Genomic DNA, 26,902 nt, shown 5'->3' on the forward strand with positions numbered 1-26,902 from the left:
ATCGCAAGGCAGACGAAGTCGATCAACCCCATCTGGAGCGGTACTCCTCGGGGCCGTATGGGCTCCAGCCCTCCAGGTGTGGCTCGAGATCTTTAGGGGTGAGCTCGGGCGGTGTGGGCATGGTAGGCAACTCCTTGAAGGGGTTGACTCGCTCGATGTGCTGTTGAGCCCATGTCAACCACTGCTCCGCGTCGGAGACTCCGCTGCCGTTCGGCCTCACCTGGTTGATCCGTTGCTCCAACTCTTCGCAGTACTCCTGAAGCTCCCGCACCCTCCTCCAGGTCGCAGCCTGCTCAGTCAGGTACGTGGCGTAGTAGGCCTCGGTAGCCGCGGCCCGTGCCACGGCCATGGCTTCCTCCCAGCGCGCCTTGCGCTGGGCCTTGGCGATCTCTTCGTCGATCTTGCGCTGCTCGTCGTCGCGGGCGCGGGTCTCAAGTTCCTGCAGGACAGTGCCGAGGACGTCTTCCAGCTTCCACCGCTTGCGGTCGGCCCAACGCCGTTGCCGTCCCTGGAAGTGGTAGGTCAACTCAATGGCCAGACGCCCGTATCGCTCGTCATTGGTTGACTGAGGGGACTCCTCCCGGATGGTGACCACGTAGGAGTAGCCCCCGATGCTGATCTGAATCTCGCCATCACGACGCGAGTAGTGCCTCTCGTGGTAACGCCCCTGGTAGTAGTACCCGCTGTTCGCCTCCTGGGAGATGGGACGCTCGCGAACCGTATGTCCTCTCCGGACCGCCTCGGCCACGAGGGCCTGAAGAATCAGGAGCGAACGGCGACGCAAATCCTTGGGCATCCGGAGCCAGCGCTCGTCGTCTCGCAGGCTGGCCACCACCGGGTGAGGCGACCGCAGTTGATTCGGCACAGGGACGGCGGGGAGTTCCTCAATCCGCGGCCTCGAATTGCTGTGCGTACCGGGCATGAGCTGGATACGGAGGTCGCCGGTCCACTGCTTCTGCCTTTCGAGGTAATGGCCGTCCGGGACCATTCCATGCCGCTTCGCGAAGTCCACCACGCGTCGCCATTCGCCGATTTCGTCCTCGCTCGGCTTACTGATCACCACCGTACGCTCGGTGGCCAGACGCTCCATGAGCCGCATCGCGGCCTCGCGTCTCTTGGCGGCCATGGTGACGGTGGTGTGCGGAGCTGATCGTTTGGCTGGCGCCGTTGCCACTGGCGATTGTGCGTTCTCAGGGGTACCAGATCGTCCGCGCGGCCTCGCTTCGGACGCCTTACGCTTTCCTGTTTCGGTCGTCTCCGGCTTTCGGTCTGGGTGATCGGGATGGTAGCCGTGCTCCAGATAGAAGCGGCCAGCGTCAGTGATCACAGCCTTCCATGTGCCACGTCGCTTCGAGACTTCGACGAGCCCTCGGTTGTGAAGCGCATGTGCCGAATGCCGTTCGGGCACGTCATCAGGTCCACTGAGGTCCTCGCCGGCTGAGATCCGCTTGAGGAGGGCGAGTTGGCGGGGATTGACGGGGTCCCAACGGTGCATGACGTCAGCTCACACCGGGTCCTGAACCGAATGCAACCCTTAGCAACGTAGCAAGTGCGGACCGTTATCTCTATACCGTCATTGGGAGGCAGCGCCAAATGTCGCAGCCATGCCTGTTTGTGACACTGCAACGTATCTTGGTCTTCGTGGACGCTAACCAGCCGATGCGGTCGACGCCAGCCGCGTACTGGTCGGCCGTGCGCTGCCTGCGACGGTCCGTATGGCTGTCCGTCGATCCGCTGCAGCGATCAGGGCGCAGGTGGATCTCAGCTACCAAGCGGTCGATTGCTTGAGGGTGAGTCGGGATCGCCACGATAGGGGCGATGCCCCTGCCCGAAGCGGCTGGCCGATAAAGGCGTTTATGGCCGTCAGTAAGTGCTATGGGAGGCATAAGCATTGTCCGTCGCTGACAGAGCCTGTCGGCGGGCGAGCGACTAAAAGTTGGCATTGAAGAATTAGCGTCGACCGCTTCGGTCTGCCAGGAGTGGCAAGAGTGCCTAGATTCGAGCATTTCGGCCCGACTAAAATTCCTTTTTAGTGACACCCTTTATCCTTTCTATCGGGATGCGCGACAACTTTGACGAGGGTGAGTCGTACGGCTGCCAGGCACCTACCTCAACTTCCTTCGGTCGCAGAAGCCTAAAAATCAACACATCGACACTCGGGAGCTGCTAGCTTGACCTCCTCGCGGTAAATGTGTGGCGTCCCTTGTTTTGGCTAACGAGGCCAATGGGGGCCAGGCCTCGGTCTTACCTTGGTCGGCAGCCTCATCTACGGCGTTCCAGGAATCGGCAGAGGCTGCGCAACCGGAGTGTTCGATGAGCAAACATGATCGCAACGCGTGCGACCGGACACTCTACGTCGACGACTCCGGGGACGGTCGAGCCTTAATGATCTTTGCTGCGTTGGATTTCGAAAATCGCTTTGTATCCGAGGCGCACATACGTTGGGCTCGCTTTCGAGAGGAACTTGCTGGCGAAGGGCTCCTTCCAATGCATATTCCTCTACATGCTGTCAAGATGATCGGCGGACGCGGTTCACACTTTCACTCCTACGGCCGGTGGGGTCTTAGTCGAGAAAGACATCGGCAGTACATCCGGAACTTAGTTTGGCGGGGTCTCCAAGTCGTTGCCGATATGCCTGGTATCCGTATCCGTGTCGCTTATAGACGTACTTTGCTCCGCAAAACGGGCAGGCCCGAGCTCTATCTGGCCATGATTACGGAATTGAATCGTGATCTTGCCGAGAGTGACCAAAAGGCAGAGGTCATCATCGATGGGGACGGGACCGACCCGTCGTTCCGGAGAGCGCACCAGTACCTGTCGGCAGTGAACTGCAGAATCGAGGAAGATCCCATCTTCCTTCCGGCGGCGCAATGCGGCCTGTTACAGGCCGCAGACCTCGTCGCCTACACGGCCCACCAGAGCCTCGCAGTCAGTCCAAACCGGTCATTTATGTGGGACTGGTTCAAGCAGTCGTTTCCGCAAGCGCAAGGACCTACAGCCCTCTGAGAGGGGTTGGGCCCGACCTTGCGGCCGGGCCCAACCGGGCAGGACCTGGACCGAAACCGACCCAGGACCGCAGCTTCAGTCTTCCATATCCCTGGCGAAAGGTGGAGATTATGGCGACGGCCGATGCCGGCAAGTCAGCAGAGATCACTTGGGGGCGCGAGAAACTTGTCATCTCCTCCCTCTTAGGGGAACTGCCTCCGGCGCCCAGCCTCGAGGCCCACGCGCGGATGATGCAGGCTGCGGTCGGACATGGACTTGTCTCGGTCTCCGAGCAGTCTTGGGAAGCCGTAGCACGTGCCTGTGTGCGCCCGGATGTCGTCGCCCTCCAGCTGGAGCAGGCCCAAGGCGCGGGGCTGCTGTTAGAGGAACATGTCGACGGCGCGACGCTCCGGTCGGTGCATTCACGTATGTGGATGACCGAGCTCTTCCCAGGTATTCAGCCGAGGACGGGTCAGGAAGCTCTTGATGTTCCCGACCCGCAGGTCTTCGGGGTAGCGAAGGATGGCAAGCCGCAGGCGGTCATCAGGTACCGCTACCGCGATCTCGCACATTTTCAGCAGCACGTGTGGCAGACGATCTCTGTCACGCTGCACCTTAACTCCTACGAGGAATCGATTCTCTCGCGTCGCGTCACCCGAGCGCTTATAGCGCATCCCGTGTTGATCGAATTCGAGGACGGTTCGGAATCTCTCCACGTGATCGCTACACGGGATGGGATCACCAGGCTCGCCAGCGCTTGGAAGGTTCTCGCGGGTCCGTCTGCAACACCAACTGATGCGGCCGATCTCGCCGTGGAGGTCCTTTTCGGTGAGTCGGGCACATCCTTAGGGACGTCACGTTCGGACCGGATGAACCGCAGCAGGGCCGCCTATCGTGAGCGGCTCAGGCAGGAGCACCATAGAGAGTCCAAAGGTGGGGGCCTCTCCCTCAGGATGGCTCAGATCGCCCAGACGTATCTGATGCCCGTCCATCTCACTATAGGAGTAGAAGCTCACACGAGCGGAGCGCTCGCTCCCGAAGACGTGTTTGACGACGCAGTGCGTTCGATCCTCGCTTCAGTTCACGTTGAGTTCAAGCCGTGGGACGACTCGGCTCAAAACCTCGAAGTCGTCACCCGTGCACTGAAGCTCTTCGCGCAGAGCCGTCGTTCTGCCCTGGGAGACCAGGAGCAACTTAGGGACATATATTCCCTCGCCATCGGGCGTACAAATGAGGCTGCCACACCGCGGGTCTATGGTGATGAGAGGATCCCGGGTACACCGCTATGGCGGGCGACTTGCCTGCTCCACACCTTAACTCGTCCCGAGTTCCATGAGCAGCTGAAAGCCAGAGCAAAGGAGATCAAGAACGAGCGCCGTATGTCCACCAAGGGGTACGCCGGCCTGCTTGGCCCTGTCATCGACCTACCCTGGAGGGCGGCTAAGAGCTCGGCGATGAAGCCTGCTCGTAATGCTTGGAGCAATGGCGGAGTGCTATGTGAAGACGTCCTAGCTGACGGCTGGGTGCCTGTACCAACAGCGGACTTCCTCAGTCTGGTCGAGCCAGCACTCGCTGGTGACGTGAATGCGCGCTGCACACTGGCGGTGGCAGGGGGCGTCGCACTGATAGCTGACAAGTTACTCACCCGGAACGTCGGGTCCGCTGTGGCTGTCACGCCTGCTCCTGGAAAGGTCCCATTCCGCGCGGATGTGTCGACCGTCATCGGTGGGCTGGCTCGCAAGGACAACGAACTAGGCCTGTGGATACTGGCGCACGCGGCACAGCGCTTTCGTCATGATCTGCTCCCCCGCAACGCAAGCAGTGCGCGCCAGATGGGCCTGCGTGACGCTGCCACTGGGGATGATGCCTATGTGCACGTGGCCGTCGACCTCGAGGCGCCTGACCGGATCCTTCGGGAGGACGAAAGAGAGGTCGCGCTTACGACATGGGATGTTGTCTTCGCCTCCGACCCTGAACGCGCTCGAAGGATGACCGCACGGGCCGAGCCACCGCAGGAGAGCCGCCCTTCTGCCAGCAGCGGCACCGATGATGAAGCCGCCGACAGCCCCACAGATTCCACGACGGTCTTCGTCCCAACGGAGATGTCCACGGGACAGCTCATCGTTGAGGAGCGCAAGCGCCTGCACGACTGGCTGAGCTACGCGAAGCGTTCGTTGGAGACTCTTGAAGAGTTGGGCAGTAGGGTTTCGTTCCCGCCTCTTCTTGGCTCTCCAGAGGAGTGGCTCGACCTCCAGCAGAGCGCCTTCGACGTGCTCGAGTTCGTTCAGCGTAATAGGTCCGGTGGGCCGGAGGACGAGGAGGAGGAGCAGGATTAGCCGTACTCCTCGATAGCCGCCCACCTCAGGGATTGGTCGGCGCAGCAGGCGGTGATGTCCCGCCGAGGCGTCTTACGCACTTCCAGAATCCGCGCTCGATGCGCTGGGTGCGGATGGGGTGGGCCCAGGGCCGGTCGGGGCCAGACCTGACTGATGCGCGGGCACTGGTATTACCCGCAGCCCAGCTGCTCGAGCAAGTCCTGGAAGTGCTTGGCTGCGGGCGGGATTCGCCGGCCGTTCTGACGATGAGGCATGTCGAAGGGCGCCGTGGCTGTCTCTTCGATTCGGTTACTGCGCCGTCAGTTTGAACGACCATCAAGGCTCGGGGCCCAGGCTGTCGTGATCAAGGTGCCCAGGAGAACTCGTTTGAACCCGTCAGTGCCCCCTGGCGGCGTTCAGACCGACGGTCAAATGACGGTCAAACGATCAAGGGCCTGATCGCTGTCTCCAGCGATCAGGCCCTTGACCTGCAACTACATGGTCGGGGTGGCGGGATTTGAACCCACGGCCTCTTCGTCCCGAACGAAGCGCGCTGCCAAGCTGCGCTACACCCCGGTCGCTTGGACTTTTCGTCCTGCGCCTCGGCAAGTCTAGCGGACTTTGCGGCTGCTTGTGTCATCCGGCACGACGGGGCGGCGGGGGACGAGCGTCAGCAGGGTCGCCTCGGGCGGGCAGGCGAAGCGCGCGGGTGCGTACGGTGAGGTGCCGAGTCCGGCGGAGACGTGCAGCCAGGAGCTCTCGTGCCTGCTCAGCCCCTTGACGCGGGCGCGGTCGATGCCGCAGTTGGTCACCAGGGCACCGTAGAACGGAATGCACAGCTGTCCGCCGTGGGTGTGCCCGGCCAGCAGCAATTGATACCCGTCCTGGGCGAACCGCGACATGTTGCGCGGCTCGGGCGAGTGCATGACGCCGAGCCGTAGGTCGGCGTCCATGGGAGTCTGGCCTTCGATCTCGTCGTATCGGTCCCGGTCGATGTGGGAGTCGTGGATGCCGCCCACGTGGACGTCGAGGTCGGCCACCTTGAGGCGGGCCGTCGCGTTGTTCATGTCCAGCCAGCCTGCCTCCCGCATCGCGGCGCCCAGCTCGGCCCACGGCAGCGTCGGCACGTGCTGCCGGGAGTCTCCCTTGGACGTACGCCACAAATAGCGGGCGGGGTTCTTCGGCCGGGGGGCGTAGAGGTCGTTGGAGCCGTAGACGAACAGACCCGGCCGGTCGAGCAGCGGTTCCACGGCGTACATGTACGACTCGACCGCGTCGGGGTGCGCCAGCGTGTCGCCGGTGTTCACGACGAGGTCGGGGTCGAGGGAGGCCAGCGAGCGCACCCAATTGATCAGCCGGTGACGCCGGGGCGTGAGGTGCAGGTCGGAGATCTGCAGGATCCGGACCGGCCGCTGGCCAGGAGCCAGGACGGGGACGTCGAACCGGCGCAGCCGGAACCAGTTTCGCTCGATCACCGAGGCGTAGCCGACACCGGCCACGCCGAGGCCGAGGATGGACAGGGGAATCGCGGCTGCTTTCCTCACACAGCCATGATGCCCGACGTACGGCCCGCCTCCCGCATAACCTGGCGAAGACGGGAGCCCGGGCACGGCAAGATGGACGCATGAGTGCGTTGAAGGACAAGCTGAAGGCCGACCTCGCGGCCTCGATGAAGGCTCGTGACGAGGTACGGCTCCGGACCATCCGGATGGCTCTGGCCGCCGTCAACGTCGAGGAGGTCGCCGGCAAGGAGGCCCGCGAGCTCTCCGACGACGAGGTGATCAAGGTGCTGACCCGCGAGGCCAAGAAGCGCCGGGAGGCCTCCGAGGCGTTCGCGGGCGCCGGGCGGGCCGAGCAGGCCCAGGCGGAGCTGGACGAGCAGGCGGTCCTGGAGGAGTACCTCCCCGCCCAGCTGAGCGACGACGAGCTGAACGCGCTCGTCGACGAGGCGATCTCCGAGAGCGGCGCGCAGGGCCCCAAGGCCATGGGCCAGGTCATGAAGATCCTGAACCCGAAGGTCGCGGGCCGCGCCGAGGGCGGCCGGGTCGCCCAGGCCGTACGCGCCCGCCTGTCCGCCTGACGGCCGCGGGCGCCCGGCCGAAACCGGAAACTCCGCCTCACGGCCGCGGGCGGCCGGCCCGGGAACGGGCGAGTTTCCGGCCGAGGCCGGAAACGCCGATGGGCCGCTCCTCGGCGAGAGGAGCGGCCCAACGGGAGAAGGATCACCCGAACGGGTCGAAGGGCGAGTCGCCGCCACCGGGGCCACCGCCGTTGCCACCGCCACCGCCACGGCCGTTGCCGGGACCGCCGCCATGGCCGTTGCCGCGACCGTCGCCACCCGGACCGTCGCCGCCGCCCCGGTCGGACTTCGGCTTCGGCGGGGGAGCGCACTGGTGGGCGCAGCCGCCGAACCTCGACATGTCCGGCTTGACGAACGACGAGGCGTCGACGCCCTTGAGCGCCGACAGGAAGGTCGCCTTCCAGATCGGGCCCGGGATGCTGGCGCCGAAGACCGAACCGTACGACCGGCCGCCGATGACGCGGTTGCTCAGCGGGTAGCGGACCGGGCCGCGCGGGTCGCCGAGGCTGACCGCACCCGCCAGGTCGGGGGTGAAACCGGCGAACCAGACGGTCCGGGAGACGTCGCCCGTACCGGTCTTGCCGGCCGCGTCCCTGCCGATGCCGCCGACACCGGACATGGTGCCCTTGGTGAACACGCCCGACAGGATGCTCGTGGCCGCGTCGGCGACCTCGGCCTCGACTGCCTGCTTGCACTTGGGCTTGAACGAGGTCACCTTGTTGAAGCGGTCGGTGATCTCGGTGATGGCCATCGGCGCGCAGTACTTGCCGCGGGCGCCCAGCGTCGCGTACGCCGTGGCGACGGTGACCGGGTCCATCTCGTTGAAGCCGAGCGTGAACGGCTCGAACTCCTGGAGTTTGCCGCCGTCGGCGCGCTTGATGCCGAAGTCCTTGGCGGTCTTCACGACGTCGCAGAGGCCGACCTTCTGCTCAAGGGTGAGGAAGAAGGTGTTCACCGAGCCCCAGGTGCCGGTCTGCAGGGTCAGGAACCCTCCGTGGCCCTCCGCGTTGTGCAGCGGGGTCTTGATGTCGCCCACGGAGTTGCCCTTGCAGTCCTTGAACGCGGAGTAGCTGGGCGACGTGTAGGTGCTGCCGACGTTGAAGCCGTCGTTGAACTTGTAGCCTTCCTTCAGCGCCGTCACCAGCGTGAACATCTTGAAGGTCGATCCGGCCTGGAAGCCCGTGCCGCCGCCGTGCAGGCCGTCCGCGACGACGTTGATCGACATCTCGTTCTTCTTCTTGCTGGTGCCGAACTTCCGGCTGGAGGCCATCGCCTTGATGGCTCCCGTGCCCGGCTCGACGAGTGCCTCGGAGGCGACCGGCTTGTCGCTCGGGAAGACGTACTTCTTGATGGCCTTCTCCGCGGACTTCTGCATCTTCCGGCTCAGCGTGGTCCTGATCGTCAGGCCGCCGCGGGCCAGGAAGTCCTGCCGGGCCTTCTGCGTCTTGCCGAACTGCGTGTCGTTGAGGATCTCGTTGCGCACGTACAGACAGAAGTACGGGTAGTCGCTCTCCTCGCAGCCGCCGGGGATCTCCTTGTCCTTCCACCCCAGCTTCTTCTTCTTGGCCGCGTCGCGATCGGCCTCGGTGATGATCTTCAGCTCGGCCATGCGGTCGAGCACGACGTTGCGCCGGGACAGCAGCCGGTCACGGAACTCCTTGCCCCGGTTGGGGTCGGTGGCGTTCGGGTCCTGGACGGCTCCCGCCAGCGTGGCGGCCTCGCTCAGGCTCAGCTCCGAGGCGTGCTTGCCGAAGAACCGCTTGGACGCCGCCTCGATGCCGTACGCGCTGGCGCCGAAGTAGGCGATGTTCAGATAACGGTTGAGGATCTCGTCCTTGCTGTACTTCTGCTCGATCCCCATCGCGTAGCGGATCTCGTTGAGCTTGCGCCCCACGGTCGGCGCGACGGCGGCGGCCTTCTCCTCGTCGGTCTCCGCCTTGTTGTACAGGACCTGCTTCACGTACTGCTGGGTGATGGACGAGCCGCCCTGCGTCACCCCGCCCGTGGTGATGTTCCTGACCAGGGCGCGGGTGGTGCCCTCGACGTCGAGCGGGCCGTGCTCGTAGAAGCGGAAGTCCTCGATCGCCACGATCGCCTTGCGCATGATCGGCGCGATGCGGTCCATCGGGACCGATTCCCGGTTCTCGAAGTAGAACTGGGCGATCTGCTTGCCGTCCGCGTCGAGCAGGACCGTCTTCTCGGGCAGCGGCGGTTCGTCGAGCTTCGCCGGCTTGAGGCTCAGGGTGTCGATGCTCGACTTGACCGTCACGCCGGCCCCGCCCACGGCGGGTAGTGCAATGGCCGCCGCAAGCACTCCCGCGACGCCCGCGGCGCCGATGAGGCGCAGGCCCGCACCTGTCCGGGATGCCAGAGTTTTGCCGTGTGCTTGCACGGATCCAAGGGTACGTCCGTTTGGTGACTCTCCCGGCATCGACCTCACAGGTCCGCATTACCCCCCGGCGGGGGGGACTAGTCATTCCCGGCCACATGGCCTGACATGACCATGCACGAATTTGGTCCCCCCGGGGTATGTCGGTTCGATCGTTTCGTTGCGTACTTTCTCCTCTGCGGCTACTGCAACCAGGAGGCCCGACGCCCGCGCCCGTCGGCCGAAACGACGACTGACCACCTAAGGGGAGTGGGGTCGAACATGTGGATCACGGATTGGACCTCCCGTGCCGCCTGCCGAGGTGCGGATCCTGACGCACTCTTCGTGCAAGGCGCCGCCCAGAATCGGGCCAAGCTCATCTGCCGTGGATGCCCCGTCCGTACCGAATGCCTCGCCGATGCGCTCGACAACCGCATCGAGTTCGGGGTGTGGGGCGGGATGACGGAGAGGGAACGGCGCGCGCTGCTCAGGCGCAGGCCGGATGTGGAGTCCTGGCGCGACCTGCTGGAGTGCGCCAAGGAAGAGTACGAGCGGACCAACGAGCTGATCGCCGGCTGAGCCCGGCGCGGCGTCCCGCGGCGAAGCGGGACGCCGGACGTCACGTCTTCAGGACGCGAGGAGTTGCCCGATCTGGCGCAGTCCCGCCAGATCGTGCACGTCCTCGGGCATCGCGGGCACCTGCGCGATGGGCACCGTCGGATGGGCCGAGGTGAAGTGCTCCTGCTGGCGCTGCTCCCGGGAGGCGAGCTGCATCCTTCCGGCGTGCAACCGCAGCACGGCCGCGGTGAGCTCGTGCTCACCCCTGGCGTCCAGGTCCTCGGCGGCGGCGGAGCTGCGCGCCGCCGACAACGACGGCGCCAGCGGCCGGTGCACGCGGTTGACGACGAGCCCGGCCAGCGGCATGCGCTCGTCGGCCAGCCGCTCCACGAAGTAGGACGCCTCGCGCATCGCGTCGCGCTCCGGCGCGGCGACGACGACGAACGCCGTGCCGGGGGCCTGCAGCAGCCGGTACGTCTGCTCGGCGCGCTGGCGGAAACCGCCGAAAACCGCGTCGAGCGCGGTGACGAACAGCTGGATGTCCCGGAGCACCTGGGCCCCGATCACCTTGGTCAGGATGCCCGCGACCATCCCGAAGCCGGCGTTGAGCAGCTTGAACGCGCTGCGCCCGCCGGCCTTGGCCGGGGCCGTGAGGATGCGGATCAGCCTGCCGTCGAGGAACCGGCCGAGGCGCTCGGGGGCGTCGAGGAAGTCGAGCGCCGACCGTGACGGCGGGGTGTCCACCACGATCAGGTCCCACTCGTTCGAGCGGCGCAACTGGCCCAGCTTCTCCATGGCCATGTACTCCTGCGTGCCGGAGAAGCTGGACGACAACGACTGATAGAAGGGGTTCGTCAGGATCTGCTGGGCGCGCTCGGGGTCGGCGTGGGCCTCGATGATCTCGTCGAAGGTCCGCTTCATGTCGAGCATCATCGCGTGCAGCTCGCCGCCGGCCTCTCCGGCGCCGTCCACACCGTGTACGCGCCTGGGGGTGTTGTCCAGCTCGGTCAGGCCCATGGCCTGGGCCAGCCGCCTGGCGGGGTCCACAGTCAGGACGACCACCGAGCGGCCCCGCTCGGCGGCGCGCAGCCCGAGAGCCGCGGCCGTCGTGGTCTTGCCGACACCGCCCGAGCCGCAGCACACGATGATCCGGGTGTCCGGATCATCCAAGATCGCGTCCATGTCCAGCGCGGGCGCCGTCCTCGTCACAATTCAGCCTTTCACTCGATCAGAAGGTCACGCAGCGCACAGTTCACGCGACACACTGGGCCCGCAGCGCGTCGGCCAGCTCGTAGAGCCCGGCCAGGTCGGCGCCGTCGGGCAGCAGCGGCAGGTCGTACCGCGGCACGCCGGCCTCCTCCAGCGCGACGCGCTCGCGCTTTTCCAGCTCGGTCCGCAGGGCGTGCTCGGTAACCTCACGGGCGAGCGCCTCGGCGACCGCGGAGGCGTTGGCCGTCGCGTCCGTCAGCCCGGCCGCCTTGAGGCCGAGCGCGAGCTCGGCGGAGTCGAACCGCCCCCGGCTGGCCGCTTCGAGCACGCCCTCGGGCAGCCCGGCGGGGCGCACCATGTTGACGAACACGCCGCCCACCGGCAGCCCGGTCGTGCGCAGCTCCTCGATGCCGTCCAGCGTCTCCTGGACGGGCATCTCCTCGAGCAGCGTCACGAAGTGGACCGCCGTCTCCGGGGAGGCGAGGACGCCCCGCACCAGGTCGGCGTGGTTCTTGATGGGCCCGACCCGGGCCAGCCCGGCGACCTCCTGCGTCACGTTCAGGAAGCGGGCGATCCTGCCGGTCGGGGGCGCGTCCATCACGATCGCGTCGTACACCCTCCGGCCCAGCTTGTCGCGGCGCCGTACGGCCTCGCTGGTCTTGCCGGTGACCAGGACGTCCCGCAGGCCGGGGGCGATGGTCGTGGCGAAGTCGACCACGCCAATGCGGGTCAGCGCCTTGCCCACGCGCTTGAAGCCGTAGAACATCTCGAGATATTCGAGCATCGCCTCTTCGGGGTCGACGGCCAGCGCGTACACGTCCCCGCCGCCGGGCGCCACGGCGATCTTGCGCTCCTCGTACGGCAGCGGCGGCAGGTCGAACGCCTGGGCGATGCCCTGCCGTCCCTCGACCTCGACGAGCAGCACCTTGCGCCCGCCCGCCGCCAGGGCCAGCGCGAGCGCGGCGGCGACCGTCGTCTTCCCGGTGCCGCCCTTGCCGCTCACTATGTGCAGGCGCACGCCGTCCCAGTCGGTGTCACGGGCCTCCCCGTTGCTCCCGCCGCGGCTGCTGGTCGGCTGACTCACCGTGCCTCCTCCGGACGGCCGGCGAGATCGCGTGCGCGGGTCGTCGCGCGGTGGTTCCCGTCGGCGTGCCTGCTCCACTCGCCCACGTGAGGAAGGCTACCCAAGGGTTACCTGCCGATTCGCGGGGGTCGTCCAGAGTCGGAACCCGAGGTACGGCTTGCGCGTCGATTGGGTAAGGGTTCCCCAATGGGCGCTTGCCCAATCCGGTCGACGAAGGAGGTGCCGGCCGTGGAGTCGGTGCTGTTGACGCTGGTCGTGGTCCTGGGCTTTGCCTTGCTCGTCGCGGTGGCCCGGGGCGTGCGGATCGTCCAGCAGTACGAGACCGGGATCGTGTTCCGGCTCGGCCGCATCCAGCAGGAGGTGCGGGGCCCCGGACTGCACCTGATCGTCCCGATCGTCGACCGCATGCAAAAAGTGAACATGCAGATCGTCACGATGGGAGTGCCCGCGCAGGAGGGCATCACCAGGGACAACGTGTCCGTCCGCGTCGACGCGGTGGTCTACTTCCGGGTGATCGACCCGATCAAGGCCGTCGTGAACGTCCAGAACTACCTCTTCGCGGTCTCCCAGGTGGCGCAGACGTCGCTGCGGTCGGTGATCGGCCAGTCGGAGCTGGACCAGTTGCTGTCGGACAGGGACGCGCTGAACGCCCAGCTCAAAGCCGTCATCGACGAGCCGACCGAGGGGCCGTGGGGCATCCGGATCGAGCGGGTCGAGATCAAGGACGTGGCGCTGCCCGAGGGCATGAAGAGGTCGATGTCCCGGCAGGCGGAGGCCGAGCGGGAGCGGCGCGCGCGGATCATCACGGCCGATGGCGAGTTCCAGGCGTCCAAGCGGCTGGCCGCCGCCGCGCGGCAGATGTCCTCCGACCCGGCGGCCCTGCAACTGCGCATGCTGCAGACCGTGGTGGAGGTCGCGGCGGAGAAGAACAGCACGCTGGTCATGCCGCTGCCGGTCGAGCTGCTGCGTTTCTTCGACAAGATGGCCCCCGCGGCCGAGGCGCCCGCCGCCGGGCAGAAGGCAGAGGTGGAGGAGCCCGTGCCGGTGGAGGAGGAGCTGGAGGAGTTGCCCGCCATCGACGCCCCGGCCGACCTGCCCGGCACGCCGTTCGACGTGCCCGACCGCGCGCCCCGGCCGGAACCGCGTTCCTGAGCATCCTCGGTCTGCCGTGCCTCGATAGCCTTTGCCCATGACCAAGTGGGAATACGTCACCGTGCCGTTGCTCACGCACGCCACGAAGCAGATTCTGGACAACTGGGGCGAAGACGGGTGGGAGCTCGTCTCGGTCATCCCGGGGCCCAACCCCGAGCAGCTGGTCGCCTACATGAAGCGGCCGAAGTGATGGCCACCCCGGAGGAGCGGCTCGCCGAGCTCGGGCTCACGCTGCCCGAGGTCGTGCCCCCGCTGGCCGCGTACGTGCCCGCCGTACGGACGGGCGACCACGTCTACACCTCCGGCCAGCTTCCGCTCGTGAAGGGCGAGCTGGCCGTCACCGGCAAGGTCGGCGCGGAGGTGTCGGCCGAGGAGGCCAAGGAACAGGCGCGCATCTGCGCGGTCAACGCCCTGGCGGCCATCAAGGCGCTGGTGGGCGACCTGTCGCAGGTCGTGCGGATCGTGAAGGTGGTCGGGTTCGTCGCGAGCGCTCCCGGCTTCACGGGGCAGCCGCAGGTCGTCAACGGCGCCAGCGAGCTGCTCGGCGAGGTGTTCGGCGAGGCGGGCAAGCACGCGAGGAGCGCGGTCGGCGTGGCGGTCCTCCCGCTCGACGCCCCGGTCGAGGTGGAGGTCATCGCGGAGGTCCGCTGACCGTCCGGCTGGCCGGAACCGGGGTTTGCGGTTCCGCGAACGCGTGGGGGAGCATGGGGGCCGGTTGACCCGATCCTTGTTCTGGAGGGCCTCATGGGGTTTCCGCTGCCCGGCGAGGTCGGCGAGCGGGCGCGGGAGATCCTCGCCGGCCGCCTGGCTCCCGTCCCCGCCAGGGACGCGGCCACGGTGGTGCTGCTGCGTGACGACCCCCTGGAGGTGTACCTCCTCAGGCGCAAGGCCACGATGGCCTTCGCCGCCGGCGCCTACGTGTTCCCCGGCGGATCGGTCGACCCGCGGGACGCCGACCACACCGTGGCCTGGGCGGGCCCTCCGCCCGCCGCGTGGGGCGAGGTCTTCCGGGCCGACGAGAGCACGGCCCGGGGCCTCGTCTGCGCCGCCGTACGCGAGACGTTCGAGGAGTCGGGCGTGCTCCTGGCCGGGCCGGGCGCGGACACGGTGGTGACGGACACGACGGGCCCGGACTGGGAGGCCGACCGCCTCGCGCTGATCGCGCGCACGCTGTCGTTCGCCGAGTTCCTCGACCGGCGCGGTCTCGTGCTCAGGTCCGACCTGCTCAAGGCGTGGGCGCACTGGATCACCCCGGTCGTGGAGCCCCGGCGCTTCGACACCCGCTTCTTCGTGGCGGCTCTGCCCCCCGGGCAGCGTACGCGGGACGTGGGCGGGGAGGCGTCGGGGGTGGCCTGGATGCGGCCGCGTGACGCGCTGGCCGCCGCGAGGGCCGGAACGGCGCACATGCTGCCGCCCACCTTCCGGACGCTGGCCGAGATGGCGGCGTTCGAGTCGGCCGGCGACGTGCTCGCCTGCCCCCGGTCGATCACGACCGTCCTGCCGGAGGCCGCCGAGGTGGACGGGCGGATGGTCCTGATGATCCCCGAGACAGGAAAGGCGGCAGAGTGAGCGGCCTGCGCATCCCCGGACCGGACGGCGCCGACGGTCTTGACGGCTCCGGCGGCCTTGACGGCGCGGGCACGGCGAGCGCCGTGAACGTGCTGGCGCCCAACCCGTCGCCGATGACCCTCGACGGCACCAACACCTGGATCGTCGGCGGGGCGGACGCCGTACTGGTGGTGGATCCCGGCCCGGACGACGAGGCGCACCTGCGGCGGGTCGCCGAGCGGGTGGACGGCCGCCGGGTGACCGCCGTCCTGCTCACGCACGGCCACCCCGACCACAGCGAGGGCGCGACGACGATCGCGCGGATGCTCGGCGCGCCGGTGCGGGCGCTCGACCCACGCCTCCGCCTGGGCGAGGAGGGCCTGGCCGACGGCGACGTGGTGACGGCGGGCGACGTTGAGGTGCGGGTCGTCGGCACGCCCGGGCACTCGTTCGACTCGCTGTGCTTCTGGCTGCCCGGCGACCGGGCGATCCTGACCGGTGACACGATCCTCGGCCGGGGGACGACCGTCATCGCCCCCGACGGGGACCTCGGTGACTACCTGCGCAGCCTGGACAGGCTCAGGCAGGGCGCCGAGATGCTGGAGGCCATGGTGCTGCTGCCCGGTCACGGGCCCGTCCTGCCCGATCCCTCCGGGGTGCTCGACGCGTACATCGCCCACCGGCGCGAGCGGCTGGACCAGATCCGCGAGGCGATCCGCAGGGGCGCCAGGGACGCGCGCGAGATCGTCGAGATGGTGTACGCCGACGTGGACCGGTCACTGTGGCCGGCCGCCGAGATGTCGGTGGCGGCCCAGCTCAACTACCTCAAGACGCTCTAGCGTCGCTTCAGCGGGAGCGGTTGAAGAGCCGCTCCCTGTCCATGATCACCACGGCCTTGGCCTCGATGCGCAGCCAGCCGCGCTGGGCGAAGTCGGCCAGGGCCTTGTTGACCGTCTCCCGCGAGGCGCCCACGAGCTGGGCGAGCTCCTCCTGGGTGAGGTCGTGGTGCACCCGGATGCCGTCGTCGGTCTTCTGCCCGAAGCGGTCGGCCAGGTCGAGGAGCTGCTTGGCGACGCGGCCGGGCACGTCGGTGAAGACGAGGTCCGCGAGCACGTCGTTGGTGCGGCGCAGCCGCTGGGCCAGGGCGCGCAGCAGGTGCAGCGCCACTTCAGGCCGGCCGGTCAGCCACGGACGCAGGTCGTCGTGCCCCAGGCCGGCGAGCCGTACGTCGGTCAGCGCGATGGCCGAGGCCGTACGCGGGCGAGGGTCGAACAACGACAGCTCGCCGAACATCTCGCCGGGGCCGAGCACGCTCAGCAGGTTCTCCCGGCCGTCGGGAGCGGTGCGCGCCAGCTTGATCTTGCCTTCGAGCACCACGTAGAGCCGGTCGCCCGTCTCGTTCTCACTGAAGAGGGTGCGGCCCTTGGGCAGCTCCACCTCGGTGATGCTCGTACGCAGAGCCGCGGCGCTCTCGCGGTCGAGCGCGGAGAACAGCGGCGCCTTGCTCAGTACTTCTTCGGTGCTCACGGTGCCTCCTTGCTGCGGGCGCGCTCGGTCGCCGGCTCCGTGCTAGCCATTGTGACCCACGCCTTCCGCGACGCATTACAGGGTGTCCCGTTACGTCGCATGGGCGTAGCTCCCGGCTCGCACTCGTGTGCGTGGTGCCTGGCGAAACAACACAATCTTGGCGGAAACCTATCCTTACGCCCATTGCGCGCTCGACCGGCTCGGGCAGCCGGTCGTCCCCCTACGGGCACAGTGTATTGCGCTGCGTAGGGACAAATTGGCAAAAACAGGCTGGATATGTGGCATGTGTGGCAAGCCATGACCTGGGAGCGGGCCGAGGACGCGAGGCCCTACGCTTGCGGCATGGCGACGAACACGGCCGCTCCCCGACGGCGTCAGCGCCAGGCCGAGACCCGCCTGGGACTCGTGCGGCGGGCGCGGCGAATCAACCGGATCCTGGCCGAGACCTACCCCGACGCCCATTGCGAACTCGACTTCGGCAACCCCCTGGAGCTGCTGGTCGCCACGATCCTGTCGGCGCAGTGCACCGACAAGAGGGTCAACATGGTCACTCCGGTGCTCTTCGCGAAGTACCGCACCGCGGCCGACTACGCCGGAGCCGACCGTGCCGAACTCGAGGAGATCATCAAGTCGACCGGGTTCTTCCGGGCGAAGGCCAACAGCATCATCGGGATGGCGCAGGCCCTGTGCGAACACCACAAGGGTGAGGTTCCGGGCAAGCTGGCCGACCTGGTCAAGCTCCCGGGCGTGGGCCGCAAGACCGCGAACGTCGTGCTCGGCAACGCCTTCGACGTTCCCGGCATCACCGTCGACACGCACTTCCAGCGGCTGACGAGGCGCTTCGGCTGGACGACCGAGACCGATCCCGTGAAGATCGAGCACGAGGTCGGCGAGCTGATCCCCAAGTCCGAGTGGACGATGCTGTCGCATCGGCTGATCTGGCACGGCCGGCGCATCTGCCACGCCAGGAAGCCCGCCTGCGGCGTGTGCCCGCTCGCCGCGCTCTGCCCGTCGTACGGCACCGGCCCCACGGACGCGGACGAGGCGCGCAAGCTGGTGCGGCCGGGGCCGTTCTCGTGAGTATGCAGTGATCGGGAAGCTCGGGCGTCCTCCCGTGGTTGTACGGCACGCCTGGGCCCCCGCGTGCCCGGTGTGATGATGCGGTGTGACGATGTGGAGGTGGTCGTGGCTCCCCCTTGGTTGACGGAGCTGGCCGCGAAGGCCGCGCACAGCCCTGTTCCCACCGCGTTGCGGCCGCCCGCGAACGGCGCCGGCCGCTCGGCGGCGGTGTTGTTGCTGTTCGGCGAGGGGCCGGAAGGGCCCGACATCCTGCTCATCCAGCGCAGTTCGAAGGGCCGGGTGCACGCCGGCCAGCCCGCGTTCCCCGGTGGCGGCGTCGATCCCGGCGACGACGGCCCGATCGGCGCGGCCCTGCGCGAGGCCCAGGAGGAGACCGGGCTCGACCCCTCGGGCGTCGAGGTCGTCGGGACCATGCCCGAGCTCTACGTCTGGCGCAGCGACAACCGGGTGACGCCCGTGCTGGCCTGGTGGCACACGCCCTGCGCCGTGCACGCCGCGTCTCCCGACGAGGTCGAGACCGTCGAACGGGTCCCGGTCGCGGAGCTGGTGGACCCGGCCAACCGGCTGCGGCTGCGCCATCCGCGCGGCATCGTCCCCTCCGTGGCGTTCCGCGTACGCGGGCTGCTCGTGTGGGGGTTCACCGCCGGCGTGCTCGACGGCGTGCTGACCGCGGCCGGCTTCGAGCGTCCCTGGGACCGCTCACGGGTCGAGGATCTTCCCCCCGAGGTCCTCGACCTGGCCGCGCGGGGCTGAGCCGCCGGGGTGCTCGTACGCCGCGTATGGCGACGAGACCCGGCAGACGCCCGCACACGACGAGTGGCGTGGCTATACCGTGGAAACTGTGCGCGGCGATCTTCTGGATCTCATCCTGATCGGCCTGGTGGTGGCCTTCGCGGTATCCGGTTACCGGCAGGGCTTCATCATCGGGGCCTTCAGCTTCATCGGATTCATCGGCGGCGCCTTCCTGGGGTTGTTCATCGCGCCGCCCCTGGCCGGAGCGATCGTCAGCGGTGACATCGAGAGGGCGCTGTTAGCCATCGTCATCGTCTTCCTGGCGGCGACGATCGGGCAGTTCGCGTCCTCGACCATCGGCGCGGTGGCCCGCAGCCACCTCACATGGGAGCCGGCCAAGGCGGTCGACGCCTTCGGCGGCTCGGTGGCCAGCGGCCTGTCGGTTCTGGGCATCGCCTGGGTGCTCGGCTCCCTGATGGTGTCGATGAGCTTCGGCCAGCCGCTGATCAAGGACCAGATCAACGGATCCGTCGTGTGGCAGACGGTCGACGGGGCCATCCCGGACGGCGTGCGGGACATGCAGAAACCGTTCAGGGACTTCGTCAGCACGTCGGAGTGGCCGCAGGTCATCACCTCCATCGGCGGCCAGAACGTGCCCCCGCCGGACCAGAGCCTGATCAACAGCAGCCCCGCCCTCGTCCGGGCCCGCAGGGCGATCGTCAAGGTGCAGGGCACGGCCCCAAGCTGCCGCAAGCGCATCGAGGGAACCGGGTTCGTCTACGCGCGGCAGCGGATCATGACCAACGCGCACGTCGTCGCCGGGGTGACCGAGGGTCTGCGGGTGACCGACTACGAGGGCAATCAGTACGACGCCCGGGTCGTCCTGTACAACCCCGAGCGCGACATCGCGGTCCTGTTCGTCCCTGGCCTCCCGATCAACGCGCTGCGCTTCGACATGAACGCCGACAAGGGCGACAGCGCGATCATCGCCGGTTACCCGAAGGGGCACCCCTTCACGCCGCTCGCCGCGCGCGTCAGGATCAAGCAGCGCGCCGAGTCGTACGACATCTACAACCAGCGCAGGGTGGAGCGCGAGGTCTACGCCATCCGGGGCAAGGTCCAGCCGGGCAACTCGGGCGGGCCGCTGCTGAGCCCGGACGGCCGGGTGTTCGGAGTGATCTTCGCCGCCGCAACGGACCAGGCCGAGACGGGCTACGCCCTCACCGCGGAGGAGGTCATGCCCGACGCCAACGACGGCAGCGGCGCCGTCGTCCGCGTGGGCACCCAGGACTGCGACTAGGGAGTATCCGGTTCCTGACGCTCCACCCCGTTCTCCATCCTTCGGAGGTGCCGCTCCACCCCACCCCGTCCCTACCGTCCTCGGCATGGACAAACGCACTGGAGGGTCGGGCCGCATCTGGCTCGACCTGCTGCACCGGCTCCTGGACGCCAACGGGGGGAAGATGAACGGCAAGGTCCTGCTCGCGATCGTGATCGTGGCCCTGCTGGTGATCGCCGGCTTCGTGGCCTTCCGGCTTATCGTGTTGAACATGATTCTCACGTTGACGGATTCGCGCTAGGCGATGCGGGAGGTGTGGGGGCGGGTCGTGCGGCTGCTGGCGGCCGACGACCCCGAGACCGGCCACATGGTCAGGCTGCTGATGAGCCTGGTCCTCGCCTGGTCGCTCGCGACCGCGTCGCCCGACCGCGCCCCCGCGCTGTTCTGGTCCGCGCTCTGCGCGTCGATGGCGTGCTGGCTGGCCTTCGTCCTGCTCGACCGATACTTCTCGCGAGTCGCCGTGGCCCTCCTCGCGGCCGGTTCGGCGATCGCCGCGTCGGTGTCGGGATCGGCCGAGGCAGCGCCCACGGTATTCGTGTTCGCGATGCTGCTGCTGTTCGCGGCGCACGTGACGCCGAGCATGGGAGCGATCGTCGCGGTCACCGTGACCGACCTGGCGCTCATGGCCGGCAGCATGCTGTGGTGGGAACAGCCGCGATCGGCGATCGTGGTCCGTGCCGCGGTCGTGCTGTGCACCGTGCTCTTCGCGTTGCACCGGCGCCAGTACCGCCGGGCCCAGCAGGACCGGGCCAGGGCCATGGCGCTCGACGAGCGGGCCCGCATCGCCAGGGAGCTCCACGACGTGCTCGCGCACTCCCTCGGCGCCCTGGGGGTGCAACTGGAGGTCGCCGAGGCCTTGCTCACCGAGCGAGGCGACGTGGAGGGAGCGGTGGCGCGCATCCGCAGGTCGCGGGCTCTGGCCAGGGAGGGGCTGACCGAGGCGCGCTCGGCGGTGGCGGCCCTTCGGGAGGACGTGCCGCCGCTGCCCGACGCGCTGAGCCTGCTGGTCGCCGAGCACCGCAGGGACCACGACGTGCCCGCCGAACTGTGTACGGCGGGCACACGGCGGCCGATCACCCCGGCGGCGGAGGTCTGCCTGCTGCGTACGGCGCGCGAGGCGCTGACCAACGCCGCCAGGCATGCTCCGGGCGAGCCCGTAACGGTCGAGCTCGGCTACGGTGAGGGCGCCGTCCGGCTGGTGGTGCGCAACCCGTGTGAGGCCGCACGCGCGGTGTCATCCGGGCACGGCCTGCAGGGCATGCGTGAGCGGCTGGCGCTCGCGGGCGGGACGTTGAGCGCCGGACCGGCGGGCGGCCTGTGGGAGGTGCGGGCGGAGGTGCCGGAATGAGGGTCCTGGTCGTGGACGACCAGCAGCTCATGCGTGAGGGCCTGGTGGCGCTGCTGGACCTGGTCGACCACGTGGAGGTGGTGGGCGACGCCGGGAACGGAGAAGAGGCCCTGAGCCTGGTGGCCGAGCTGCGTCCCGACGTCGTGCTCATGGACCTGCGCATGCCCGTGATGGACGGCGTCGAGGCCACGCGGCGGATCAGCCGTGCGTACCCGGAGGTGGCCGTCGTGGTGCTGACGACCTACGACGACGACCGGTCCGTGGACTCCGCCCTGCTGGCCGGGGCCTGCGGCTACCTCACCAAGGACGCCGGGCGCGCCGAGATCGCCGCCGCCCTCCGCTCCGCCGCCGCCGGGCAGTCGACGTTCTCGGCCGCGGTGTCCCGGCGGCTGGTCGACGCGCTGTCCCGCTCCGCGCCGCCGCCGGTCGTGGCCTGTCCCGACGGGCTGACCGTGCGGGAGGTCGAGGTGCTGCGGCTCGTCGCCGGGGGGCTGAGCAACGCGGAGATCGGCTCGGCCCTCTTCATCGCGGAGACGACCGTGAAGACGCACATCAACAACGCCTTCGCCAAGATCGGCGTCCGCAACCGTACGGCGGCCGCCGCCTACGCGCGCGACAGGCTGCTCTAGGTGCGTCTCCCGCGCATCGCGCAGCCGGTGCCCGGTTCCACAGTCCGCAGCAGCCTTATCGGCCAGCAGCCCTGACCGCCGCCGCAGCCTTATTGGTCAGCAGCCCTGACCGCCGCAGCAGCCATATGGTCAGCAGCCCTGCCCGCCGCACCACGCCTCCGCACCCCGGCGTCACCGCTACCGCTGACGGGCGGCCTCGCTACTTCGCGGGGGCCAGGCGGGCGAGGATGGCGGCGATGGCGGAGCCGGCGTCGGCGTTCCCCTCGTCGATGGCGGTCGTGACCGCGTCGGCCTCGATGGCCAGGGCCCGCAGGTCCAGCCTGTAGGGCCGGGTGGAGCCGTACGCGCCGAGCCTGGCGGACCCGCGGGTCAGCAGGGCGGCGGCACCGGAGAGGTTGCCGCGCTGGATGTGCGTCAGGCCGACGCATATCTGGGCGAGCCCCTGCCACAACTCGCGCTCCTCGGCCGGGCCGGTCTTCCAGCGGGCCTCAAGCACCTCGTGGGCGTGGAACGGCCGGCCCGCCGCAAGCAGCTTCCTGGCCTCCTCCAGCGCCTCCTCGGCGGCGGGGGCGTAGTCGTCCGGCACCCGGGGCACTCCCTCTGTGCCTCTGGGGAGCGGCCTGCCGTACTCGTCGCGGGGGCGTGCATTACGGGGGCGACCCGCTTCGTCACGGTCACGCATGGTCTCTCCGCAGGGCGCGTGGGCGGTTCTGAGCGGCCGAAGCACCCCGGCGACTCCCGGATCACCCGGAGATCAACCAGGAAGTTGAGCCACTTCAGGGCACATTTCTACTATCTTCTACAAGATCACGGGTACCGATCCGGCAGCCGGGCGGCCGCACTGGGGGCGATCAGGGTGTGTGAGACCGGCGACGGCGGGTCGCATCCGGCGCCGGACGGCACGTCAGCGGCCGGGTTCAGCCGCGGGCTCGGGGTCGGATTCGGCGGTCAGGTCGAGCGGTCAGGTCGAGCGGTCAGGTCGAGCGGGCGGGTTCAGCGACCGGGTCGAGTGGCCGGGTCGAGTGGCCGGGTTCAGCGGTCGAATTCAGTGGCCGGGTTCAGTGGCTGGGTTCAGCGGTCGGGTTCGGGGTCGGAGAGCCAGGCGATGAGCTCGGCATTGAACTGCTCGGGGCGCTCCTCGTGCGGGAAATGCCCGGCGCCCTCGATCAGCCGCCACCGGTACGGCGCGGCCACGAACCTGCTGGAGCCCTGGGCGGTCCGCGGCAGGACGCACGGGTCGAGCGCGCCGTGCAGTTGCAACGTCGGCGCCTCGATCTCCGCGCGCATCTGGCGGGCATAGCGGAAGCCGTCAGGGCGGAGCTGGGACCGGGCGAACCAGCGGTAGTACTCCAGCGCGCAGTGCGCCACGGTCGGGAGCCGCATCGCCTCCCGATACACCCGCGTCACGCCGTCGCCGGGCCACTGCGGCCCGGCCCACCTCTCGACCAGCCTGCCGACCGCGGCGCCGCCCTTGCGGGTCAGCTTCCGCTCCGGCAGGAAGGGGAGCTGGTATCCCAGGGCGTAGCGGCTGGCCTTGAGCTGCCCGAGTGGGTCGGTGAAAAGCGCGGAGCGCATGCGCAGCGGATGCGGCGCCGACACCGGCACCAGCCGCCGCACCACCTTCGGATCGAGGACGCTCATCGTCCAGCCCAGCAGGCCGCCCCAGTCATGGCCCACCACGATCGCGCTCGTTTCGCCGAGCGCGCGCACCAGGCCCGCCGCGTCGACGGCCAGCGTGGGCAGGTCATAGCCGCGCGGCGGCTTGTCGCTGGTGCCGTAACCGCGCAGGTCGACGGCGACGGCCCGGTAACCGGCCTCCGCCAGCGCCGGAAGCTGGTGTCGCCAGGTCCACCAGAACTGGGGGAACCCGTGCAGCAGCAGAACGAGCGGCCCGTCCCCGGCCTCAGCCACGTGGAACCGCACACCGCCCGCGTGCACCACCCGGTGTGTCCAGGGGCCGTCGAGCTCGATCAGCGTCTCGTCAACCGGCATCGCTCACGGACTCCCGGTGGGCGCCCACCTGCCCGGCGGTCGGGCCCGTGTACGGCGGCGGCGCCGGGGCCTCGGACCGCGGCGTGGTGGGGGCCGGGATCCTCTCCGGCAGCTCCTCCTCCGCCTCCTCCGGGCCCGCCAGGCCGCGCAGGCTCCGCCTGGTGCGCTTCATGCCGGTCAGCCCCTTGAGCCGGCGGTAGCCGACGAGGACCAGCAACCCGGCCATCAGGAGGTAGAACACCGTGACGATCGTGAACGCGAGCCAGGTGGCCAGCCCCACGGCCACGAGGGCGTACGCGATCGCGAACGAGGCCAGGATCAGGCACAGGTGCCCGATGAAGGCCGCGGCGCCGAAGAGCCCGGCGGCCATGCCGACCCGCTTCGCGTCGAACTTGAGCTCGGCCTTCGCCAGCTCGATCTCCGACCGTACGAGGGTCGAGATGTGATGGCTCGCCTGGGCGACCAGCGCACCGAGCGATTCGTCCTCGGGCATGAGCGATCTCCTATCTGCGACTATCAAACATCATCTCGTGCCCGCCCGCGCACCTGCACTGAAGCCCCTTGCCTGTGGATAACCCGATTCGAAGGACGCGACACGCGGAGACCTGCCCGCGGACGGTCCGAATATGACGGCTCAGGCGATCCGTACGCTCCTCGTCGCGCCGGACCGTGGCCCGTGCGGAGACGCGGAAGGCGTGGACGCCGTTCGTCCACGCCTTCCTCACGAGATCAGGCGGCTCGTGATCAGTCGTCGCTCTTGGCGCTGGGCAGCTTCTCCGCGATCAGGTTCATGACCGAGCTGTCGGTCAGCGTGGTGACGTCGCCGAGCGACCGGTTCTCCGCCACGTCGCGCAGCAGCCGGCGCATGATCTTGCCGGAGCGGGTCTTCGGCAGCTCGGGCACGACCAGGATCTGCCGCGGCTTGGCGATCGGGCCGAGCGTCTTGGCCACGTGGGCGCGCAGCACGGCGGCGATGTCGTCGCTCTCCTCCGCACTGCCGCGCAGGATCACGAAGGCCACGATGGCCTGGCCGGTCAGCGGGTCGGTGGCGCCAACGACGGCCGCCTCGGCCACCTTCGGGTGGCTGACCAGCGCGCTCTCGACCTCGGTCGTGGAGATGTTGTGCCCAGAGACGAGCATGACGTCGTCCACCCGGCCGAGCAGCCACAGGTCGCCGTCCTCGTCGCGCTTGGCGCCGTCGCCGGGGAAGTACATCCCCTCGAACCGCGACCAGTAGGTGTCGACGTAGCGCTTGTCGTCGCCCCAGATGGTCCGGAGCATGGACGGCCACGGCTCGCGGACCACGAGGAAGCCGCCGCCGCCGTTCGGCACCGAGTTGCCCTGGTCGTCGACCACGTCGGCGGAGATTCCCGGCAGCGGCTGCATGGCGGCGCCGGGCTTGGCGGCCGTGACGCCGGGAAGCGGGCTGATCATGATGCCGCCGGTCTCCGTCTGCCACCACGTGTCCACCACCGGGCAGCGGTTGGCGCCGATGTGCTCGCGATACCAGACGTACGCCTCGGGGTTGATGGGCTCGCCGACCGAGCCGAGCACCCGCAGGGACGACATGTCGTACTTCGCGGGGATGTCGTCGCCCCACTTCATGAACGTACGGATCGCGGTGGGGGCGGTGTAGAGGATCGTGATCTTGTACTTCTGCACGATCTCCCAGAAACGGCCGCGGTGCGGGGTGTCCGGGGTGCCCTCGTAGATCACGCTGGTCGCGCCGTTGGCGAGCGGGCCGTACACGATGTAGGAGTGCCCGGTGACCCAGCCGATGTCGGCTGTGCACCAGTAGATGTCGCTGTCGGGCTTGAGGTCGAAGACCGCGTGGTGGGTCCAGGCGACCTGGGTGAGGTAGCCGCCGGTGGTGTGCAGGATGCCCTTCGGCTTCCCCGTCGTGCCGCTGGTGTAGAGGATGTACAGGGGGTCCTCGGCGTCGTGCGGCACCGGCTCGTGCTCGGCGGGCTGGCGGTCCACGAGGTCGTGCCACCAGACGTCCCGCTCGGTGGTTGCGACGTCCTGGCCGGTCCTGCGTACGACGACGACGTGCTCGACGCCGGGGCACTCGGCGACCGCCTCGTCGACCGTCGGCTTCAGCGCGCTGGGCGCGCCGCGGCGGAAGCCGCCGTCGGCGGTGACGACGACCTTCGCGTCCGCGTCGTGGATGCGGCTCTTCAGGGCGGAGGCGGAGAAGCCGCCGAAGACCACCGAGTGGATCGCGCCGATCCGGGCGCAGGCCAGCAGGGTGATGGGCAGCTCGGGGATCATCGGCATGTAGACCGCGACCCGGTCGCCCTTGCGCACTCCCAGCTCCTGCAGCGCGTTGGCCGCCTTCGCGACCTCCTTCTGCAGGTCGGCGTAGGTGATCGTACGGCTGTCGCCGTCCGGCTCGCCCTCCCAGTAGTAGGCGACCTTGTCGCCCCGGCCGGCCTCGACGTGGCGGTCGACGCAGTTGTAGGCGACGTTCAGCTTGCCGCCGACGAACCACTTGGCGAAGGGCGGCTCCCACTCAAGCGTGGTGTCCCAGCGCTCCGCCCACGTCAGCCGCTCCGCGGCGCGCTCCCAGAAGGCGAGCCGGTCCTGTGCGGCCTCCTCGTAGGCGTCCGCCGTGACGTTCGCGGCCGAGGCCAGGTCCGCCGGGGGCTCGAACCGGCGCGTCTCGCTCAGCAGGTTCGACAGCGTCTCCTGGGTTTCCTGACCGGGGGTCTCGGTGGCCACTCCGTACTCCTTCACAGCGTCTAAAAGGTTGTCTCTCGTTCGGCCGCCTCGGCCAAGCTGGGGTATGTCGTGTCCCACTTCACCAGGCGAGCGGTGTCAAGTACAAGTAATCGGGGTGGGGGCGTTTTGTCCGGTTACCGCCCTATAACCTGCCAACTTAGCGATAGGTGAGGAAGTCGCCGAGACCGGTGTCGCCTTTGTGCGCTGAACGGCCGTACCTCCTCGGCGAACGACC

General features: G+C 68.6%; 25 protein-coding genes and 1 tRNA gene. 15 read left to right on the forward strand and 11 right to left on the reverse strand.

Going from position 1 to position 26,902, the window contains the following annotated elements; translation table 11 throughout:
* Positions 1-22 precede the first annotated feature (22 nt).
* Positions 23-1,126 (reverse strand): hypothetical protein, encoded by a 1,104-nt coding sequence (locus QSK36_RS13260; protein ID WP_285782610.1) that lies wholly within the window; start codon positions 1,124-1,126, stop codon positions 23-25.
* A gap of 1,187 nt (positions 1,127-2,313) precedes the next feature.
* Between QSK36_RS13260 and QSK36_RS13265 the strand changes: the two genes are divergently transcribed.
* Positions 2,314-3,006, forward strand: a complete 693-nt coding sequence (locus QSK36_RS13265) for a DUF3800 domain-containing protein (RefSeq protein ID WP_285782611.1) — start codon at positions 2,314-2,316, stop codon at positions 3,004-3,006.
* Positions 3,007-3,116: 110 nt separating this feature from the next.
* Positions 3,117-5,321, forward strand: a complete 2,205-nt coding sequence (locus QSK36_RS13270; RefSeq protein ID WP_285782612.1) for a hypothetical protein — start codon at positions 3,117-3,119, stop codon at positions 5,319-5,321.
* 478 nt (positions 5,322-5,799) lie between these two features.
* On the opposite strand, the gene QSK36_RS13275 is transcribed toward QSK36_RS13270, so the two are convergent.
* Positions 5,800-5,876: transfer RNA gene (locus QSK36_RS13275), tRNA-Pro, on the reverse strand.
* 35 nt (positions 5,877-5,911) lie between these two features.
* Positions 5,912-6,844 (reverse strand): metallophosphoesterase, encoded by a 933-nt coding sequence (locus tag QSK36_RS13280; RefSeq protein WP_285782613.1) that lies wholly within the window; start codon positions 6,842-6,844, stop codon positions 5,912-5,914.
* Positions 6,845-6,924: 80 nt separating this feature from the next.
* On the opposite strand from QSK36_RS13280, the gene QSK36_RS13285 reads away from it, so the two are divergent.
* Positions 6,925-7,380, forward strand: coding sequence for a GatB/YqeY domain-containing protein (locus tag QSK36_RS13285; protein WP_182898069.1), 456 nt, complete (start codon positions 6,925-6,927; stop codon positions 7,378-7,380).
* 142 nt (positions 7,381-7,522) lie between these two features.
* Here QSK36_RS13285 and QSK36_RS13290 read toward each other — a convergent pair whose 3' ends face one another.
* Complete coding sequence (locus QSK36_RS13290; RefSeq protein ID WP_285782614.1) at positions 7,523-9,772, reverse strand: transglycosylase domain-containing protein; 2,250 nt, start codon at positions 9,770-9,772, stop codon at positions 7,523-7,525.
* Positions 9,773-10,030: 258 nt separating this feature from the next.
* Between QSK36_RS13290 and QSK36_RS13295 the strand changes: the two genes are divergently transcribed.
* Positions 10,031-10,327 (forward strand): WhiB family transcriptional regulator, encoded by a 297-nt coding sequence (locus QSK36_RS13295; RefSeq protein WP_139573991.1) that lies wholly within the window; start codon positions 10,031-10,033, stop codon positions 10,325-10,327.
* 48 nt (positions 10,328-10,375) lie between these two features.
* On the opposite strand, the gene bagB is transcribed toward QSK36_RS13295, so the two are convergent.
* Both bagB and bagA read right to left on the reverse strand, forming a co-directional pair.
* Complete coding sequence (gene bagB / locus QSK36_RS13300) at positions 10,376-11,488, reverse strand: ATPase BagB (RefSeq protein WP_183538514.1); 1,113 nt, start codon at positions 11,486-11,488, stop codon at positions 10,376-10,378.
* 70 nt (positions 11,489-11,558) lie between these two features.
* Positions 11,559-12,599 (reverse strand): ATPase BagA, encoded by a 1,041-nt coding sequence (gene bagA / locus QSK36_RS13305; protein ID WP_285782615.1) that lies wholly within the window; start codon positions 12,597-12,599, stop codon positions 11,559-11,561.
* Positions 12,600-12,827: 228 nt separating this feature from the next.
* On the opposite strand from bagA, the gene QSK36_RS13310 reads away from it, so the two are divergent.
* The 5 genes from QSK36_RS13310 (at position 12,828) to QSK36_RS13330 (ending at position 16,138) form a co-directional block, all read left to right on the forward strand.
* Complete coding sequence (locus QSK36_RS13310; protein ID WP_285782616.1) at positions 12,828-13,751, forward strand: slipin family protein; 924 nt, start codon at positions 12,828-12,830, stop codon at positions 13,749-13,751.
* Between the two features lie 37 nt (positions 13,752-13,788).
* Positions 13,789-13,941: a Sp36 family protein gene (gene sp36, locus QSK36_RS13315; RefSeq protein WP_076440089.1), complete on the forward strand. Its 153-nt coding sequence runs from the start codon at positions 13,789-13,791 to the stop codon at positions 13,939-13,941.
* Complete coding sequence (locus QSK36_RS13320; protein WP_183537610.1) at positions 13,941-14,402, forward strand: RidA family protein; 462 nt, start codon at positions 13,941-13,943, stop codon at positions 14,400-14,402. Before sp36 ends, QSK36_RS13320 begins: the two co-directional genes overlap by 1 nt.
* 93 nt (positions 14,403-14,495) lie before the next feature.
* Positions 14,496-15,320 carry an NUDIX hydrolase gene (locus tag QSK36_RS13325; protein ID WP_285782617.1) on the forward strand — a complete coding sequence of 275 codons (825 nt, stop codon included), beginning with the start codon at positions 14,496-14,498 and terminating at the stop codon, positions 15,318-15,320.
* Positions 15,317-16,138 (forward strand): MBL fold metallo-hydrolase, encoded by an 822-nt coding sequence (locus QSK36_RS13330; RefSeq protein ID WP_406540417.1) that lies wholly within the window; start codon positions 15,317-15,319, stop codon positions 16,136-16,138. The genes QSK36_RS13325 and QSK36_RS13330 overlap by 4 nt, the downstream gene beginning before the upstream one ends.
* Positions 16,139-16,145: 7 nt before the next feature.
* Here QSK36_RS13330 and QSK36_RS13335 read toward each other — a convergent pair whose 3' ends face one another.
* Positions 16,146-16,826 carry a Crp/Fnr family transcriptional regulator gene (locus QSK36_RS13335; protein WP_030506761.1) on the reverse strand — a complete coding sequence of 227 codons (681 nt, stop codon included), beginning with the start codon at positions 16,824-16,826 and terminating at the stop codon, positions 16,146-16,148.
* A 342-nt stretch (positions 16,827-17,168) separates the two neighbouring features.
* Between QSK36_RS13335 and nth the strand changes: the two genes are divergently transcribed.
* The 6 genes from nth (at position 17,169) to QSK36_RS13365 (ending at position 21,954) form a co-directional block, all read left to right on the forward strand.
* Entirely contained in the window at positions 17,169-17,906 is a 738-nt protein-coding gene (nth, locus tag QSK36_RS13340) for an endonuclease III (RefSeq protein WP_030506762.1), read from the forward strand.
* A 78-nt stretch (positions 17,907-17,984) separates the two neighbouring features.
* Positions 17,985-18,659: an NUDIX hydrolase gene (locus tag QSK36_RS13345; protein ID WP_183537607.1), complete on the forward strand. Its 675-nt coding sequence runs from the start codon at positions 17,985-17,987 to the stop codon at positions 18,657-18,659.
* Between the two features lie 88 nt (positions 18,660-18,747).
* A complete protein-coding gene (locus tag QSK36_RS13350; protein WP_285782618.1) occupies positions 18,748-19,938 on the forward strand; it encodes a MarP family serine protease in 1,191 nt (396 codons plus the stop codon).
* A gap of 85 nt (positions 19,939-20,023) precedes the next feature.
* On the forward strand, positions 20,024-20,218 hold the full coding sequence (locus QSK36_RS13355; RefSeq protein ID WP_285782619.1) for a hypothetical protein: 195 nt from the start codon (positions 20,024-20,026) through the stop codon (positions 20,216-20,218).
* Between the two features lie 3 nt (positions 20,219-20,221).
* Complete coding sequence (locus QSK36_RS13360; protein WP_182898076.1) at positions 20,222-21,325, forward strand: sensor histidine kinase; 1,104 nt, start codon at positions 20,222-20,224, stop codon at positions 21,323-21,325.
* Entirely contained in the window at positions 21,322-21,954 is a 633-nt protein-coding gene (locus QSK36_RS13365) for a response regulator (RefSeq protein WP_285782620.1), read from the forward strand. The genes QSK36_RS13360 and QSK36_RS13365 overlap by 4 nt, the downstream gene beginning before the upstream one ends.
* Positions 21,955-22,153: 199 nt before the next feature.
* On the opposite strand, the gene QSK36_RS13370 is transcribed toward QSK36_RS13365, so the two are convergent.
* The 4 genes from QSK36_RS13370 to acs all read right to left on the reverse strand — a co-directional run bounded on the left by QSK36_RS13370 (position 22,154) and on the right by acs (position 26,667).
* On the reverse strand, positions 22,154-22,540 hold the full coding sequence (locus QSK36_RS13370) for a DUF309 domain-containing protein (RefSeq protein ID WP_285782621.1): 387 nt from the start codon (positions 22,538-22,540) through the stop codon (positions 22,154-22,156).
* A 485-nt stretch (positions 22,541-23,025) separates the two neighbouring features.
* Entirely contained in the window at positions 23,026-23,946 is a 921-nt protein-coding gene (locus tag QSK36_RS13375) for an alpha/beta fold hydrolase (protein WP_183537603.1), read from the reverse strand.
* The gene (locus tag QSK36_RS13380) at positions 23,936-24,439 is read right to left on the reverse strand and encodes a phage holin family protein (RefSeq protein WP_285782622.1); all 504 of its coding nucleotides are present in this window, start codon (positions 24,437-24,439) and stop codon (positions 23,936-23,938) included. The genes QSK36_RS13375 and QSK36_RS13380 overlap by 11 nt, the downstream gene beginning before the upstream one ends.
* Before the next feature lie 251 nt (positions 24,440-24,690).
* Entirely contained in the window at positions 24,691-26,667 is a 1,977-nt protein-coding gene (gene acs / locus QSK36_RS13385; protein WP_285782623.1) for an acetate--CoA ligase, read from the reverse strand.
* Positions 26,668-26,902: the final 235 nt, after the last annotated feature.

This window comes from Microbispora sp. NBRC 16548, from assembly GCF_030268985.1.
Classification (GTDB): Bacteria; Actinomycetota; Actinomycetes; order Streptosporangiales; family Streptosporangiaceae; genus Microbispora; species Microbispora catharanthi.